Source organism: Rhodococcus sp. B50 (assembly GCF_013602415.1).
Taxonomy (GTDB): Bacteria; Actinomycetota; Actinomycetes; order Mycobacteriales; family Mycobacteriaceae; genus Rhodococcus.
Map to the genome: position 1 here is coordinate 808,601 of NZ_WPAG02000002.1, position 16,159 is coordinate 824,759.

At 68.0% G+C, this 16,159-nt stretch carries 12 protein-coding genes and 1 rRNA gene; all 13 read left to right on the forward strand.

Going from position 1 to position 16,159, the window contains the following annotated elements:
- The first annotated feature begins 49 nt into the window (after positions 1-49).
- The 13 genes from argC (at position 50) to GON09_RS04180 (ending at position 15,925) form a co-directional block, all read left to right on the forward strand.
- Entirely contained in the window at positions 50-1,123 is a 1,074-nt protein-coding gene (argC, locus tag GON09_RS04120; protein ID WP_213930715.1) for an N-acetyl-gamma-glutamyl-phosphate reductase, read from the forward strand.
- Complete coding sequence (gene argJ, locus GON09_RS04125) at positions 1,120-2,370, forward strand: bifunctional glutamate N-acetyltransferase/amino-acid acetyltransferase ArgJ (RefSeq protein ID WP_213930716.1); 1,251 nt, start codon at positions 1,120-1,122, stop codon at positions 2,368-2,370. Before argC ends, argJ begins: the two co-directional genes overlap by 4 nt.
- Positions 2,367-3,305, forward strand: a complete 939-nt coding sequence (gene argB, locus GON09_RS04130) for an acetylglutamate kinase (protein WP_213930717.1) — start codon at positions 2,367-2,369, stop codon at positions 3,303-3,305. The genes argJ and argB overlap by 4 nt, the downstream gene beginning before the upstream one ends.
- Complete coding sequence (locus GON09_RS04135; RefSeq protein ID WP_213930718.1) at positions 3,302-4,489, forward strand: acetylornithine transaminase; 1,188 nt, start codon at positions 3,302-3,304, stop codon at positions 4,487-4,489. The genes argB and GON09_RS04135 overlap by 4 nt, the downstream gene beginning before the upstream one ends.
- Before the next feature lie 3 nt (positions 4,490-4,492).
- On the forward strand, positions 4,493-5,422 hold the full coding sequence (gene argF / locus GON09_RS04140; RefSeq protein ID WP_213930719.1) for an ornithine carbamoyltransferase: 930 nt from the start codon (positions 4,493-4,495) through the stop codon (positions 5,420-5,422).
- Between the two features lie 2 nt (positions 5,423-5,424).
- Positions 5,425-5,934, forward strand: a complete 510-nt coding sequence (locus tag GON09_RS04145) for an arginine repressor (RefSeq protein ID WP_213930720.1) — start codon at positions 5,425-5,427, stop codon at positions 5,932-5,934.
- Between the two features lie 47 nt (positions 5,935-5,981).
- Positions 5,982-7,181 (forward strand): argininosuccinate synthase, encoded by a 1,200-nt coding sequence (locus GON09_RS04150; protein WP_213930721.1) that lies wholly within the window; start codon positions 5,982-5,984, stop codon positions 7,179-7,181.
- A gap of 2 nt (positions 7,182-7,183) precedes the next feature.
- Entirely contained in the window at positions 7,184-8,605 is a 1,422-nt protein-coding gene (gene argH / locus GON09_RS04155) for an argininosuccinate lyase (protein WP_213930722.1), read from the forward strand.
- A 153-nt stretch (positions 8,606-8,758) separates the two neighbouring features.
- On the forward strand, positions 8,759-11,743 hold the full coding sequence (locus tag GON09_RS04160; RefSeq protein WP_213930723.1) for an AMP-binding protein: 2,985 nt from the start codon (positions 8,759-8,761) through the stop codon (positions 11,741-11,743).
- A 39-nt stretch (positions 11,744-11,782) separates the two neighbouring features.
- A complete protein-coding gene (locus GON09_RS04165; protein WP_213930724.1) occupies positions 11,783-12,004 on the forward strand; it encodes a Trm112 family protein in 222 nt (73 codons plus the stop codon).
- Positions 11,989-12,639, forward strand: coding sequence for a DNA-3-methyladenine glycosylase (locus GON09_RS04170; protein WP_213930725.1), 651 nt, complete (start codon positions 11,989-11,991; stop codon positions 12,637-12,639). Before GON09_RS04165 ends, GON09_RS04170 begins: the two co-directional genes overlap by 16 nt.
- Positions 12,640-12,654: 15 nt before the next feature.
- Positions 12,655-13,932: a tyrosine--tRNA ligase gene (gene tyrS, locus GON09_RS04175; RefSeq protein ID WP_213930726.1), complete on the forward strand. Its 1,278-nt coding sequence runs from the start codon at positions 12,655-12,657 to the stop codon at positions 13,930-13,932.
- 471 nt (positions 13,933-14,403) lie between these two features.
- Positions 14,404-15,925: ribosomal RNA gene (locus tag GON09_RS04180) — 16S ribosomal RNA — on the forward strand.
- Positions 15,926-16,159 lie beyond the last annotated feature (234 nt).

Here is a 16,159-nt window from a genome sequence, read left to right on the forward strand (position 1 = left end):
AGGGACACCCGGTATGAAACGATTTGCATGAGAGTGCATAATCATTCGTATGGGTACTTCACCGGACTTCACCGCCACCCCCGAGTCGCCGCTACGGGTCGCCGTGGCCGGCGCCAGCGGCTACGCGGGCGGCGAGATCCTGCGCCTGCTTCTCGGCCATCCCGGCTACCAGGACGGGTCCCTCGTCATCGGCGCCCTCACCGCCGGAGGTAACGCCGGCGCCACCCTGCGTGAGTTCCACCCCCATCTGCTGCCGCTCGCCGACCGCGTGCTCGGCGCCACCGACATCGACACCCTGCTCGGGCACGACGTCGTCTTCCTCGGCCTTCCGCACGGCCACTCCGCCGTGATCGCCGAGCAGCTGCCCGACACCACCGTCGTGATCGATTGCGGCGCCGACTTCCGGCTCGAGAACGCCGCCGACTGGCAGCGCTGGTACGGCAGCGATCACGCCGGCACCTGGCCCTACGGCATGCCCGAGCTGCCCGGCAAGCGCGACGCCCTCGTCGGCGCCACCCGCATCGCGGTCCCCGGTTGCTATCCGACCTCCGCCTCACTCGCCCTCGCCCCGGCCGTCGCCGCCGGCATCGTCGAACCCGTCGTGCAGGTCGTGGCGGTCTCCGGCACCTCCGGGGCCGGGAAGTCCCCGAAGGTCGACCTCCTCGGCTCCGAGGTCATGGGCTCGGTCCGCGCCTACGGCATCGGCGGCGCCCACCGCCACACCCCGGAGATCAAGCAGAACCTGTCCGCCCTCGCCGGCACCGACGTGAAGGTCTCGTTCACCCCGGTCCTCGCTCCCATGCCCCGCGGCATCCTCGCGACCTGCACCGCACCGACCACGGTGACTGCCGTCGAGGCGCGTGCCGTCTACGAGAAGGCGTACGCCGACGAACCCTTCGTGCAGCTGCTGCCGGAGGGCGCGCTGCCCACCACCGGGGCGGTGGTCGGCTCGAACGCCGTCCAGATCGCCGTCACCGTCGACACCGATGCGGGCCTGCTCGTCGTGATCGCCGCGCTCGACAACCTCACCAAGGGCACCGCCGGTGCCGCCGTGCAATCGATGAACCTGGCGCTCGGTCTGCCCGAGACCGCCGGCCTGTCCACCGTGGGAGTGGCCCCGTGACCGAGAACAAGTACGCAGACGACGTCTACACCGGCGCCACCGAGATCGCCGGGGGACGCCTGATCCGCAGCCAGGGCGTCACCAGCCCCGCCGGATTCCGGGCCGCCGGCATCCCCGCGGGCATCAAGATCTCCGGCAGGCAGGACCTCGCGCTCGTCGTCAACGAAGGGCCCGAACTCACCGCCGCCGGCGTCTTCACCACCAACAAGGTCAAGGCCGCCCCCGTCCTGTGGTCCCAGCAGGTCCTGAAGTCGGGCAGCCTGCGCGCGGTGATCCTCAACTCCGGTGGCGCCAACGCGTGCACCGGCGCCGGCGGTTTCCAGGACACCCACGCCACCGCCGAGGCCGTGGCCGACGCTCTGAGCAACTGGGGCACCGAGACCGGGGCCGGTGAGGTCGCCGTGTGCTCGACCGGCTTGATCGGCGACCGCCTACCGATGGACAAGGTCTTGTCCGGCGTGCAGGAGATCGTGCACGAACTCGCCGGCGGCATCTCCGGCGGCACCGACGCCGCCTACGCCATCATGACCACCGACACCGTGCCCAAGCAGGCCGCCCTGCACCACGCCGACAAGTGGAACGTCGGCGGCATGGCCAAGGGTGCCGGCATGCTCGCCCCCGCCCTGGCGACCATGCTGTGCGTGGTCACCACCGACGCCGTCGCCACTGCCGAGCAGCTCGATGCCGCGCTGCGCCACGCGTCCCGGCTCACCTTCGACCGCCTCGACGTCGACGGCGCGACCTCCACCAACGACACCGTGCTGCTGCTGGCCTCCGGCGCCAGCGGGATCACCCCGGGCCAGGACGACCTGAACGCCGCCGTCCTCGCCGTGTGCGACGACCTCGCCGAGCAGATGATGGCCGACGCCGAAGGCGTCACCAAGCGCGTCACCGTCACCGTCCGCGGCGCCGTCAGCGAATCCGACGCCCTCGTCGGTGCCCGCACCGTCGCCCGCGACAGCCTCGTCAAGACCGCTCTGTTCGGCTCCGATCCCAACTGGGGCCGCGTCCTCGCCGCCATCGGCATCGCCCCGATCGAACTCGACCCCGACAAGATCGCGGTGTCGTTCAACGGCAATCCCGTGTGCATCGACGGCGTCGGTGCCCCCGGCGCCCGCGAGGTCGACCTGTCTGCCGCCGACATCGCCCTCGACATCGACCTCGGTCTCGGCGACGCGCAGGTGTCCATCCGCACCACCGACCTCTCGCACGCCTACGTCGAAGAGAACTCGGCGTACTCGTCGTGACCGGCACGAGCACAGGAGACGACGTGACCGACTCACTGATCGCCGACCTCACCTCGCACCAGAAGGCGTTCGTCCTCGCCGAGGCCCTGCCGTGGCTGCAGAAGTTCCGTGACAAGATCGTCGTCGTCAAGTACGGCGGCAACGCCATGATCGACGACACCCTCAAGTCCGCCTTCGCCGCCGACATGGCGTTCCTGCGCACCGTCGGCATCCACCCCGTCGTGGTCCACGGTGGTGGTCCGCAGATCAACGCCATGCTGAAGCGACTCGGCCTCGAAGGCGAGTTCCGCGGCGGCTTCCGCGTCACCACCCCCGAGGTCATGGACGTCGTGCGGATGGTGCTCTTCGGACAGGTCGGACGCGAACTCGTCGGTCTGATCAACAGCCACGGTCCCTACGCCGTCGGCACCTCCGGTGAGGACGCCGGACTGTTCACCGCGACCCGCCGCACGGTCGTCGTCGCCGGCGAGGACACCGACATCGGTCTTGTCGGTGATGTGACCAGCGTCGATCCCGGCGCGGTGCTCGACCTCATCGCCGCCGGCCGCATCCCTGTCGTCTCCACGATCGCGCCCGACGCCGACGGCGTGGTGCACAACATCAACGCCGACACCGCCGCGGCCGCCCTGGCCGAAGCGCTCGGCGCGGAGAAGCTGGTCGTGCTCACCGACGTCGAAGGCCTCTACACGAACTGGCCCGACCGCGGCTCGCTCACCTCCCGGATCGACGCCGACGCCCTCACCGCGCTGTTGCCGTCGCTCGACTCCGGCATGGTCCCCAAGATGGAGGCGTGCCTGCGCGCCGTGCAGGGCGGAGTGCCCACCGCGCACGTCATCGACGGGCGCCGACCGCACTCCGTGCTCCTCGAACTGTTCACCGAAGAAGGCATCGGCACCATGGTGGTGCCGGCCTCCGAGAAGGAAGGCCCCGCATGACCGGCACGTCCGACCTCCAGCAGCGCTGGGCGGGTTCGCTGATGAACAACTACGGCGTGCCCAAGGTCGCCCTGGTCGCCGGTGACGGCGCCGTGCTCACCGACGCCGACGGCAAGCAGTACCTCGACCTGCTCGGCGGCATCGCCGTCAACAGCCTCGGCCACCGTCACCCGGCGATCATCGAGGCCGTGACCGCCCAGTTGAACCAGCTCGGCCACGTGTCGAACCTGTACGCCTCACCGCCGGTGCTCGAACTCGCCGAGAAACTTCTCGCGCATTTCGGCCACGAGGGCCGCGCCTTCTTCTGCAACTCCGGCACCGAGGCCAACGAGGCGGCGTTCAAGATCGCTCGGCTCACCGGACGGCCGAAGATCGTCGCGTGCGAGAAGGCCTTCCACGGCCGCACCATGGGCGCGCTCGCCCTCACCGGCCAGCCCGACAAGCGCGCGCCCTTCGAACCGATGCCTGCCGGCGTCGAGTTCGTGCCCTACGGCGATCTCGACGCGCTCGATGCCGCGATCGACGAGAACACCGCCGCCGTCTTCCTCGAACCGATCATGGGCGAGTCCGGCGTCGTCGTCCCGCCCGAGGGCTATCTCGCCGGCGCGCGCCGCCTCACCACCGAACGCGGCGCCCTGCTCGTGCTCGACGAGGTCCAGACCGGCATCGCCCGCACCGGTACCTTCTTCGCCCACCAGGCGGCGGGAATCACCCCCGACGTGATCACCCTCGCCAAGGGGCTCGGTGGTGGTCTGCCCATCGGCGCCGTCCTCGCGACCGGCCGGGCCGCCGAGCTGTTCCAGCCCGGCAAGCACGGCACCACCTTCGGCGGCAACCCGGTGTGTGCCGCGGCCGCCCTCGCGGTGCTCCGCACCATCGACGAGCAGGGCCTGCTCGACCACGTGAACGCTGTCGGCAAGACCCTCGCCGCCGGCATCGAGGAACTCGCGCATCCGCTCGTGTCGCACGTGCGCGGTTCGGGGCTGCTCCTCGGTGTCGTCCTCACCGCCGCGAAGGCACCGGCCGTCGAAACCGCCGCCCGCGAGGCCGGTTTCCTCGTCAACGCCGCCGCCCCCGAGGTGATCCGTCTCGCGCCCCCGCTGATCCTCACCGAACAGCAGGCCGAGACCTTCGTGACGGCGCTCCCCGCGATCCTCGACACCGCCGACCAGGAAGGGAACTGACCCGTGCTTCGTCACTTCCTGCGCGACGACGACCTCACCCCGGCCGAACAGACCGAGGTGCTCGAACTCGCCGCCGAACTCAAGAAGGCGCCGCTGTCCCGCCGCCCCCTCGAAGGCCCCCTCAGTGTCGCCGTGCTGTTCGACAAGACCTCCACCCGCACCCGCTTCTCCTTCGACGCCGGCATCGCCCAGCTCGGCGGCCACGCCATCGTCGTCGACACCGGCGCCACCCAGATCGGCAAGGGCGAAACCCTCGAGGACACCGCCCGGATGTTCTCCCGGTTCACCGAAGCAGTGGTGTGGCGCACCTACGGCCAGGACCGCATCGAGACGCTCGCTGCGCACTCCACCGTGCCCGTCGTCAACGCACTCACCGACACCTTCCACCCCTGCCAGGTCCTCGCCGACCTGCAGACAGTCCGCGAACGCAAGGGCAGCACCGCGGGGTTGCGCATGACCTACTTCGGTGACGGTGCGAACAACATGGCGCACTCGCTCATGCTCGGCGGCGTCACCGCCGGCATGCACGTGACCATCGCGTCCCCGGCCGGGTTCACGCCCGACCCGCAGGTCGTCGCCGCCACCCGCGCGCGGGCCGAGCAGACCGGCGGCAGCGTCACCGTCACCGACGACCCGCGGGCCGGAGCCGCCGACGCCGACGTGCTCGTCACCGACACCTGGGTGTCGATGGGGCAGGAAGACGACGGCAAGGACCGCGAAGCCCCCTTCCGGCCGTTCCAGCTGAACGACGAACTCGTCTCCCTCGCCGACACCGACTCGATCGTGCTGCACTGCCTGCCCGCCTACCGCGGCAAGGAGATCACCGCCGAGGTCATCGACGGGCCGCGTTCGGTGGTGTGGGACGAGGCCGAGAACCGCCTGCACGCACAGAAGGCCCTGCTCGTGTGGCTGCTCGAGCAGAGCCGGAGCTGACCGTGAGCACGGCGGCGAACCATGCGGACAGCGCGGCGAGCGCACCGACGCGCGCGGCGCGGCAGGCCCGCATCGTCGCTCTGCTCGCCGCGCACCCCGTGCGCAGCCACACCGAACTCGCCGCTCTGCTAGCCGCGGACGGCATCGAGGTGTCCACCGCCACCCTCTCCCGCGACCTCGAGGAACTCGGCGCCGTCAAACTCCGCGCGGCCGACGGGGGAGCGGGGGTGTACGTCGTCCCGGAGGACGGCAGCCCCGTGCGCGGCGTGACCGGCGGCACCGACCGCCTGTCCCGGCTGCTCGGCGAACTCCTGGTGTCGACGGACTCGAGCGGCAACATCGCCGTGCTGCGCACCCCGCCGGGGGCAGCGCACTATCTGGCCAGTGCACTCGATCGGGCATCATTACCCGAGGTGGTCGGAACGATCGCCGGCGACGACACCATCGCGGTCATCGCCCGCGAACCGACGACGGGAGCCGAACTGGCCGCGAAAATCGAATCACTCACCTGACCTACCACTCATAGACGCACGTCGAAATACAAAGGAGCACAAAGACAATGGCCGAACGCGTCGTACTCGCCTATTCGGGCGGGCTGGACACCTCCGTCGCCATCAGCTGGATCGGCAAGGAGACCGGCAAGGAGGTCGTCGCCGTCGCCATCGACCTCGGCCAGGGTGGCGAGGACATGGAGGTCGTGCGTCAGCGCGCCCTCGACTGCGGTGCCGTCGAATCGATCGTCGTCGACGCCAAGGACGAGTTCGCCAACGAGTACTGCCTGCCCACCGTCCAGGCCAACGCGCTCTACATGGATCGCTACCCGCTGGTCTCGGCCATCAGCCGCCCGCTGATCGTCAAGCACATCGTGCAGGCCGCCCGCGAGCACGGCGGCACCATCGTCTCCCACGGCTGCACCGGCAAGGGCAACGACCAGGTCCGCTTCGAGGTCGGCTTCGGTGCCCTCGCCCCCGACCTCCAGGTCATCGCACCGGTCCGCGACTACGCCTGGACCCGCGAGAAGGCCATCGCCTTCGCCGAGGAGCACAGCCTGCCCATCAACGTCACCAAGCGCTCGCCGTTCTCCATCGACCAGAACGTGTGGGGCCGCGCCGTCGAGACCGGCTTCCTCGAGGACCTGTGGAACGCCCCCACCAAGGACGTCTACGACTACACCGAGGACCCCACCGCCCACTGGCAGGCTCCCGACGAGCTGATCGTCAGCTTCGAGGCCGGCCGCCCGGTCGCCATCGACGGCAAGCACGTCACCGTCCTCGAGGCCATCCAGGAACTCAACCGTCGTGCCGGCGCCCAAGGCGTGGGCCGCCTCGACATGGTCGAGGACCGCCTCGTCGGCATCAAGAGCCGCGAGATCTACGAGGCCCCCGGCGCCATCGCCCTCATCACCGCACACCAGGAACTCGAGCACGTCACCCTCGAGCGCGAACTCGGCCGCTACAAGCGGCGCGTGGAGGAGCGCTGGAGCGAGCTGGTGTACGACGGCCTGTGGTTCTCCCCGCTGAAGACCGCCCTCGACGCCTTCATCAAGAACACCCAGGAACGCGTCACCGGCGACATCCGCATGGTCTTCCACGGCGGCCACATCACCGTCAACGGACGTCGCAGCCCCGAGTCGCTGTACGACTTCAACCTCGCCACCTACGACGAGGGCGACAGCTTCGACCAGTCCAACGCCAAGGGCTTCGTCCAGATCCACGGCCTGTCCTCGAAGGTCGCCGCGAAGCGCGATCTGGGCCTGTAGTCATGACGGCTCACGGCACCAACGAAGGTGCCCTGTGGGGCGGCCGGTTCGCATCCGGACCGGCCGCCGCCATGGCGGCGCTGAGCAAGTCCACGCACTTCGACTGGGCCCTGGCCCCGTACGACGTGCGCGCCTCGCAGGCCCACGCCAAGGTCCTGCACCGCGCCGGACTCCTCACCGACGACGACCTCGCCACGATGCTCGACGGCCTCGACCGCCTTGCCGCCGATGTGGCCTCGGGTGCGTTCGGTCCCGCCGAGTCCGACGAGGACGTGCACGGCGCGCTCGAACGGGGACTCATCGAGCGGGTCGGTCCCGAGGTCGGTGGCCGGCTCCGCGCGGGCCGCTCCCGCAACGACCAGGTCGCGACCCTGTTCCGGATGTGGCTGCGCGACAGCGCGCGGCGCATCGCCGACGGTGTCCTCGACGTGGTGGAAGCGATCGCCGGTCAGGCCGCGGCCCACCCCGATGCCGTGATGCCGGGCAAGACGCATCTGCAGGCGGCGCAGCCCGTGTTGCTCGCACACCACCTGCTGGCCCACGCGCACCCGCTGCTCCGCAACGTCGACCGGCTACGCGACTTCGACAAGCGCGCGGCGGTGTCGCCGTACGGTTCGGGTGCGCTGGCCGGATCGTCGCTCGGTCTCGACCCCGAGGCGATCGCGGCGGACCTGGGCTTCGACTCCGCGGCCGACAACTCCATCGACGCGACCAGCGCTCGCGACTTCGCGGCGGAGGCGGCCTTCGTCTTCGCGCAGATCGCCGTCGACCTCTCCCGTATGGCGGAGGAGGTCATCCTGTGGAGCACCCCCGAGTTCGGGTACGTCACCCTCGCGGACGAGTGGTCGACGGGGTCGTCGATCATGCCGCAGAAGAAGAACCCGGACGTCTCCGAACTCACCCGCGGTAAGGCCGGTCGCCTCATCGGCAACCTCACCGGTCTGCTGGCCACGCTCAAGGCGCAGCCGCTGGCCTACAACCGCGACCTGCAGGAGGACAAGGAGCCGGTCTTCGACTCCGTCGCGCAACTGGAGCTGCTGCTTCCGGCGATCGCCGGTCTCGTCTCGACGCTGACCTTCCACACCGAGCGCATGGCCGAACTCGCTCCCGCCGGATTCACCCTCGCGACCGACATCGCCGAGTGGATGGTCCGGCAGGGCGTGCCGTTCCGCGTCGCCCACGAGGCGGCCGGTGCGTGCGTGCGGGTCGCCGAAGGCCGTCGGGTGGGCCTCGAGGACCTCACGGACGACGAGCTGGCCGGTGTCGATCCGGCACTGACCCCGCAGGTGCGGGACGTGCTCACCGTCGAAGGCTCGATCGCCTCGCGCGACGCGCGCGGTGGTACCGCCGGTGTGCGGGTCGCCGAGCAGCTCGGCCGTGTGCGCGACGCCGCGGTGCAGCTGCGCGGCTGGGTCCGCGGCTGACACACCTGCCGTCCCGGGCGCGCCCCGAGTTGCCCGGGACGGTCACGGTGGTGTGGCAGGCTGGCACATACTCTCGGCATGCAGCGGGTACCGGTGTAGAACCGCAGGTGCCGGGGGCCGGTGCGGATACATCGTCGAGAAGGGGAGCGGACCGTGGGACTGGACGCCGATGTAGTGACCGAATCGGTGCGACGGCTCGTCGCCACCGCCCAGAACGGTCTCGAAGTCCTGCGGTTCGGTGGCCTCGAACCCGGCCGATCGTCCTCGCCGTACCAGGTCGTCGAACGCACCTCCATGTACCGGCTCCGCCGGTACTTCCCCGAATCGGACACCGCCTCCACGGGCATTCCGATCGTCCTCGTGCCGCCCATGATGGTGTCCGCCGAGGTGTACGACGTCACCCGTGACGCCGGCGCCGTCGGCACCCTGCACGAAGCGGGTCTCGACCCGTGGGTCGTGGACTTCGGCTCGCCGGACCAGGAGGAGGGCGGCTGGAAACGCACCCTCACCGATCACCTCCTCGCCCTCGACGAGATCGTCGACTGCGTGCGCGCCTACACCGGCCGCGACGTCCACCTCGGTGGATACTCGCAGGGCGGAATGTTCTGCTATCAGGTTGCCGCGTACCGGCGCAGCCGCGGCATCGCGAGCCTGATCACCTTCGGCAGCCCCGTCGATACCCTCGCCGCGCTGCCCTTCGGGATTCCCGAGATCGTCGCGACCCACTCCGCGGACTTCCTCGCCGACCACGTCTTCAACCGGCTCGCGATCACCGGGTGGATGGCGCGGACGGGCTTCCAGTTGCTCGATCCGGTCAAGACCGTGCGATCACGCATCGACTTTCTCCTCCAGCTCCACGACCGGGAGGCGCTGCTGCCGCGGGAGCCGCAACGCCGGTTTCTCGACACGGAAGGATGGGTGGCGTGGTCCGGTCCGGCGGTCGCCGAGGTACTGCGCCAGTTCATCGCTCACAACCGCATGGTGAGCGGAGGATTCGTCATCAACGACCGGGCGGTGAGCCTCGCCGAGATCACCTGTCCCGTCCTCGCGTTCGTCGGCGAGGTCGACGACATCGGGCAACCGCTCGCCGTGCGCGGCATCCGCAGAGCGGCACCCCGTGCCGAGGTCTACGAATACACCTTACGTGCAGGGCATTTCGGGCTCGTGGTGGGCAGCATTGCCGGTCAGCAGACGTGGCCGTCCGTCGGCGAATGGGTGCAGTGGCGCGAGGGAGTCGGTGATCGTCCCGTCGGTATCGCGCCGATGGTCGTGCCCGATCCGAAGGACGAGGGCACCGGCGTCTCGGTCGCATCCCGCATCACGCACACCGTCGCGACCCTCGCCGATGTGGGAACGGACTTCGGTAAGGGAGTCGCAGGGATCGCCGTCGGCGCCGTCCGCGGCGCACGCGACCTCACCGGTGAGGCCGCACGCGCGTTGCCCCGGCTCGCGCGGCTCGGACAGATCCAGTCGCGCACCCGCATCTCCGTCGGAGGTCTGCTCGCCGAGATCGGCCGCAAGTCGCCGAAGCGTGAGTGCTTCATCTTCGAGGATCGCGTCTACACCTTCGACGCCGTCAACCGACGAATCGACAACATCGTCCTCGGCCTCGTCGACAACGGTATCCGTCCCGCGATGCACGTCGGAGTCCTCATGGACGTCCGCCCGAGTGCTATGGCGGCGGTCGCCGCGATCTCCCGCCTCGGAGGCGTCTCGGTGTTGATCCCGCCCGGACCGGACGTCGCGGAGGCCGTGCGCCTCGGCGGTGTCGAGAAGATCGTCGCCGATCCGGAGAACCTCGATGCGGCCGTGGTGGCCGGTCTGCCCGTGCTCGTGCTCGGCGGTGGCGACGTCCGCGACCTCGACATCGAACCCGGCACCGACGTCGTCGATCTCGAACGACTCGACATCTCGTCGGTGCAATTGCCGGGGTGGTACGTCCCCGATCCCGGTCTCGCCCGAGAGCTCGCGTTCGTCCTCTTCTCCGGCAGCGGCGACACGCTCGCGGTGCGGCGGGTCACCAACTACCGGTGGGCGCTGTCGGCCTTCGGTACGGCGACCGCCGCCTCGCTCGGTCGCGGAGACACGATGTATTGTCTTGCGCCGCTGCACCATTCGTCGGGCCTTCTGGTCAGTTTCGGTGGCGCGCTGGCGGGCGGGGCGCGTATCGCGTTGTCCCGTGGGCTGAACCCGTCACTGTTCAGCGACGAGGTACACCGCTACGGCGTCACCGTCGTCACCTACACCTGGTCGATGATGCGCGAGGTGCTCGACAGCCCCTCGCTGCACATCGATGCCATCCATCCCATCCGGTTGTTCATCGGCTCCGGCATGCCCCCGGGGTTGTGGCGCCGCACGCTCGACAGGTTCCAGCCGGCGCGGGTACTCGAGTTCTACGCCTCGACCGAAGGCAACGTCGTGCTCGCGAACGTCTCCGGTTCGAAGATCGGCTCGAAGGGCCGGCCGTTGCCCGGCAGCGCCGACGTGCGGCTCGCCGCCTACGACGCCGGCGCGGGCCGACTCGTCGAGGACGACCGTGGGTTCGTGCGGGAGGCGCAGGTCGGTGAGGTCGGGCTGCTGCTCGGCAAACCCGGCCCCGCTGCCTCGGCGCTCACCGGTGTCATGCGCGGCGTGTTCGAACCGGGCGACGTGTGGGTGCCCACCGACAACCTGTTCCGGCGCGACGCCGACGGCGACTTCTGGCTGCTCGACAGCCGACGGACGGTGATCCCCACCTTCCACGGTCCGGTGTTCACCCAGAGCGTGACCGACGTCCTCGAAGCGATCCCGCGCGTCGACCTCGCCGTCGCCTACGGGATCTCGGTGGGCGGGCGCGACATCGCGGTGGCCGCGTGCACGTTGCGGGGCAACCGGGCACCGACGGCGGCGGAGATCACCGTGGCGTTCGACGCGATCGCGCTCGACGAACGGCCGGATCTGGTGCACATCGTGCACGACATCCCGTTGGGGCCGTCCTATCGGCCGGCGGCCGACGGGCTGCGCGAACGGGGACTGCCGGTTCCCACCGTCCGCACCTGGTACCTGAACCCCGACAGCGGGACGTACAAGAGGTTCACCAAGTCGGTCGCGGTGGCCTGGAAGGCGGGCACGGCCGGTTCGCCCGCCGGGGCGCGGTAGCCTGGATCCGGTTCGGTTCCGCCTTTCGAAAGGACATCCGTGGCTGTCGATCCCACGTTGCTGAGCATTCTGGCCTGTCCCGAGGACAAGGGGCCGTTGCTTCTCGTCGACGACGCGGTCCTGTACAACCCGCGCCTGCGGCGGGCGTATCCGATCGAGAACGGCATCCCCGTCCTCCTCGTCGACGAGGCCCGCGAGGTCACCGATGCCGAGCACGAGGACTTCGCCGCGCGCGGTGTCGCCGGATGGAGTGCGGACTGAGCCGCTACCGCAGAGCCGTTCGCGGCGAGCTCGAGGGACTCGATCCGGTCGAGGCGGCCGAAGCGCTGCTCGGGGCGACTATCCGGGTGGGGGAGACCACCGTCCTGCTGACCGAGGTCGAGGCCTACGGCGGACCCGAGGACGGACCGTGGCCGGACCCCGCTGCGCACTCGTATCGAGGGCCCACCCCGCGCAATTCCGTCATGTTCGGGCCCGCAGGACATCTGTACGTCTACCGGAGCTACGGCCTGCACTTCTGCGCGAACATCTCCCTCGGTCCCGACGGCACCGCCGCGGCAGTGCTGTTACGAGGTGGGGAGGTCGTCGACGGAGAACAGGCAGCCCGCGCCCGTCGCACCCCCGGCACGCCGTTCGCCAACCTCGCTCGAGGACCCGGGAATCTGGCCGCGGCCCTCGGCCTCGACCTGGCCGACAACGGTATCGACGTGAGTGCATCCGATGCCCGGGTGCGCCTGGAGCTTTCGGCCGAGCCGCTGGTCGGCGAGGTCGCACGGGGTCCGCGGGTGGGGATCAGTGTCGCCGCCGACAGGCCGTGGCGGTTGTGGGTTCCCGGTGCCATCGGAGTCTCCGCGTACCGGCGCAGCCCACGCGCACCCGCCGCCCCTCGGGGGTGATGGGATGATCGAACGGTGACTGAGCACATCCTCGACGAACTGACCTGGCGCGGTCTCATCGCGCAATCGACCGATCTCGACGCACTTCGAGGCGAACTCGACAAGGGTCCGATCACCCTCTATGCCGGTTTCGATCCGACCGGCCCGAGCCTGCACGCCGGTCACCTCGTTCCGCTCCTCGCTCTCAAACGCTTCCAGCGCGCCGGCCACCGGCCCATCGTTCTCGCAGGTGGCGCAACCGGCATGATCGGCGACCCGCGCGATGTGGGGGAGCGGACCATGAACTCCGCCGACACCGTCGCCGAATGGGCAGGACGGATTCGGGGACAGCTCGAGCGGTTCGTCGAGTTCGACGACTCCTCGACGGGAGCCGTGGTCGTGAACAACCTCGACTGGACCCGCAACCTGTCCGCCGTCGATTTCCTGCGCGACATCGGAAAGCACTTCTCGGTCAACGTGATGCTCGCTCGCGACACCGTCAAGCGCCGGCTCGAGGGCGACGGCATCTCCTACACCGAGTTCAGCTACATGCTGCTGCAGGCCAACGACTACGTGCAGCTGCGCCGCGAGTACGGATGTGCGCTGCAGGTCGGCGGTTCCGACCAGTGGGGCAACATCATCGCCGGTGTAGAGCTCAACCGGCGAACCGACGGCGCGAGCGTGCACGCCCTGACCGTTCCGCTCGTGACCTCCTCGGACGGCAAGAAGTTCGGCAAGTCCACCGGCGGTGGCAGCCTCTGGCTCGATCCCGAGATGACCAGCCCGTATGCCTGGTACCAGTACTTCGTCAATGCGGCCGACGCCGACGTCATGAAGTACCTGCGCTGGTTCACCTTCCTCGACAAGGACGAACTCGTCGAACTCGAGACCGCCACCGCCGAGCGCCCTCACGCACGCGAGGCCCAGAAGCGGCTTGCTGCGGAGATGACGACGCTCGTTCACGGTGCGCACAACACTGCGTCCGTCGAGTTGGCCAGTCGCGCACTGTTCGGCCGAGGGGAACTCGCCGAGCTCGACGAGTCCACCCTCGCGGCCGCGCTGACCGAGGCATCCGTGACCGAGCTCCGCGCGGGCGAGCCGGACACGATCGTGGACCTGCTCGTCGCGTCGGGACTGTGCGAAAGCAAGGGCGCTGCGCGTCGCGCCGTGAAGGAGGGCGGGGCGTCGGTCAACAACGTCCGGATCTCCTCGGAGGAGTGGACCCCGCAGGACGGAGAGCTGCTGCACGGTAGCTGGCTCGTCCTGCGTCGGGGCAAGCGGAACTTCGCCGGCGTCCGCGTCGTCCGCGACTGATGCTGTTTGTCGACGCTGGCGAGCCTCTGACCAGCGGATTTGACGGCTCGTTAGCGTCGGCGTAACTTAGTCGTCGTTCGAGCGACACCGAACAGCCCGCCGGACCGAGAGGTTCGGAAACAGGCATGTTCGATGTCGCATCGATCGGCTCTCACGGAAGAGGCAAGGAACGCGACGAGTTGCGGCTCTGGATTCGGATGTGATAGCTTGGAACGGTTGCCTCAGAGCGAGTCGGACAGGTGTCCGGAACGTGATGGTGTGTGCGTGTTCTTTGAGAACTCAACAGTGTGCCGATGAATGTCAGTGCCAAATAATTTTTGGTGCGGCCATCGAATTTTGTTCGGTGGTTGTTGCTGGACATCGCATTCTTCCGTCTGCGGTGGTTCAGTGTTTTGCTAGTTTGAGTTTTTTGCTAGTGATTTGACTCTTTGGTCTTTGACTGATTGCCCTTTCGGGGGTGATTGTGAGTCTTCAACGGAGAGTTTGATCCTGGCTCAGGACGAACGCTGGCGGCGTGCTTAACACATGCAAGTCGAACGATGAAGCCCAGCTTGCTGGGTGGATTAGTGGCGAACGGGTGAGTAACACGTGGGTGATCTGCCCTGCACTTCGGGATAAGCCTGGGAAACTGGGTCTAATACCGGATATGACCTCTTGCTGCATGGTGAGGGGTGGAAAGTTTTTCGGTGCAGGATGAGCCCGCGGCCTATCAGCTTGTTGGTGGGGTAATGGCCTACCAAGGCGACGACGGGTAGCCGGCCTGAGAGGGCGACCGGCCACACTGGGACTGAGACACGGCCCAGACTCCTACGGGAGGCAGCAGTGGGGAATATTGCACAATGGGCGCAAGCCTGATGCAGCGACGCCGCGTGAGGGATGACGGCCTTCGGGTTGTAAACCTCTTTCAGCAGGGACGAAGCGCAAGTGACGGTACCTGCAGAAGAAGCACCGGCCAACTACGTGCCAGCAGCCGCGGTAATACGTAGGGTGCGAGCGTTGTCCGGAATTACTGGGCGTAAAGAGCTCGTAGGCGGTTTGTCGCGTCGTCTGTGAAAACCCGCAGCTCAACTGCGGGCTTGCAGGCGATACGGGCAGACTCGAGTACTGCAGGGGAGACTGGAATTCCTGGTGTAGCGGTGAAATGCGCAGATATCAGGAGGAACACCGGTGGCGAAGGCGGGTCTCTGGGCAGTAACTGACGCTGAGGAGCGAAAGCGTGGGTAGCGAACAGGATTAGATACCCTGGTAGTCCACGCCGTAAACGGTGGGCGCTAGGTGTGGGTTTCCTTCCACGGGATCCGTGCCGTAGCCAACGCATTAAGCGCCCCGCCTGGGGAGTACGGCCGCAAGGCTAAAACTCAAAGGAATTGACGGGGGCCCGCACAAGCGGCGGAGCATGTGGATTAATTCGATGCAACGCGAAGAACCTTACCTGGGTTTGACATGTACCGGACGACCGCAGAGATGTGGTTTCCCTTGTGGCCGGTAGACAGGTGGTGCATGGCTGTCGTCAGCTCGTGTCGTGAGATGTTGGGTTAAGTCCCGCAACGAGCGCAACCCTTGTCCTGTGTTGCCAGCACGTGATGGTGGGGACTCGCAGGAGACTGCCGGGGTCAACTCGGAGGAAGGTGGGGACGACGTCAAGTCATCATGCCCCTTATGTCCAGGGCTTCACACATGCTACAATGGTCGGTACAGAGGGCTGCGATACCGTGAGGTGGAGCGAATCCCTTAAAGCCGGTCTCAGTTCGGATCGGGGTCTGCAACTCGACCCCGTGAAGTCGGAGTCGCTAGTAATCGCAGATCAGCAACGCTGCGGTGAATACGTTCCCGGGCCTTGTACACACCGCCCGTCACGTCATGAAAGTCGGTAACACCCGAAGCCGGTGGCCTAACCCCTCGTGGGAGGGAGCCGTCGAAGGTGGGATCGGCGATTGGGACGAAGTCGTAACAAGGTAGCCGTACCGGAAGGTGCGGCTGGATCACCTCCTTTCTAAGGAGCACTTCTCCCGGCGAGGGTTCACACAGGTGAATTCCTCACGGGCAGAGACTGTTTCGTTCCCACAGGTGGAACGGCAGAAGCTCATGGGTGGAACGCTGACAAGCATCATCGCAATGTGGGAAGGCCATGTTCTTCTCCGCGGTGGTTATATCGGTGCACTGTTGGGTCCTGAGGGAACACGCGATGTGTTTTTTCAGCGACGATGTCGAAGAAAGTTCCGTTGTA

Bases quoted from the DNA above. Each gene is read 5' to 3' on its own strand.
- GON09_RS04150 (WP_213930721.1), top strand. From the start codon at position 5,982: ATGGCCGAACGCGTCGTACTCGCCTATTCGGGCGGGCTGGACACCTCC.
- argC (WP_213930715.1), top strand. From the start codon at position 50: ATGGGTACTTCACCGGACTTCACCGCCACCCCCGAGTCGCCGCTACGG.
- GON09_RS04170 (WP_213930725.1), top strand. From the start codon at position 11,989: ATGGAGTGCGGACTGAGCCGCTACCGCAGAGCCGTTCGCGGCGAGCTC.
- GON09_RS04135 (WP_213930718.1), top strand. From the start codon at position 3,302: ATGACCGGCACGTCCGACCTCCAGCAGCGCTGGGCGGGTTCGCTGATG.
- argH (WP_213930722.1), top strand. From the start codon at position 7,184: ATGACGGCTCACGGCACCAACGAAGGTGCCCTGTGGGGCGGCCGGTTC.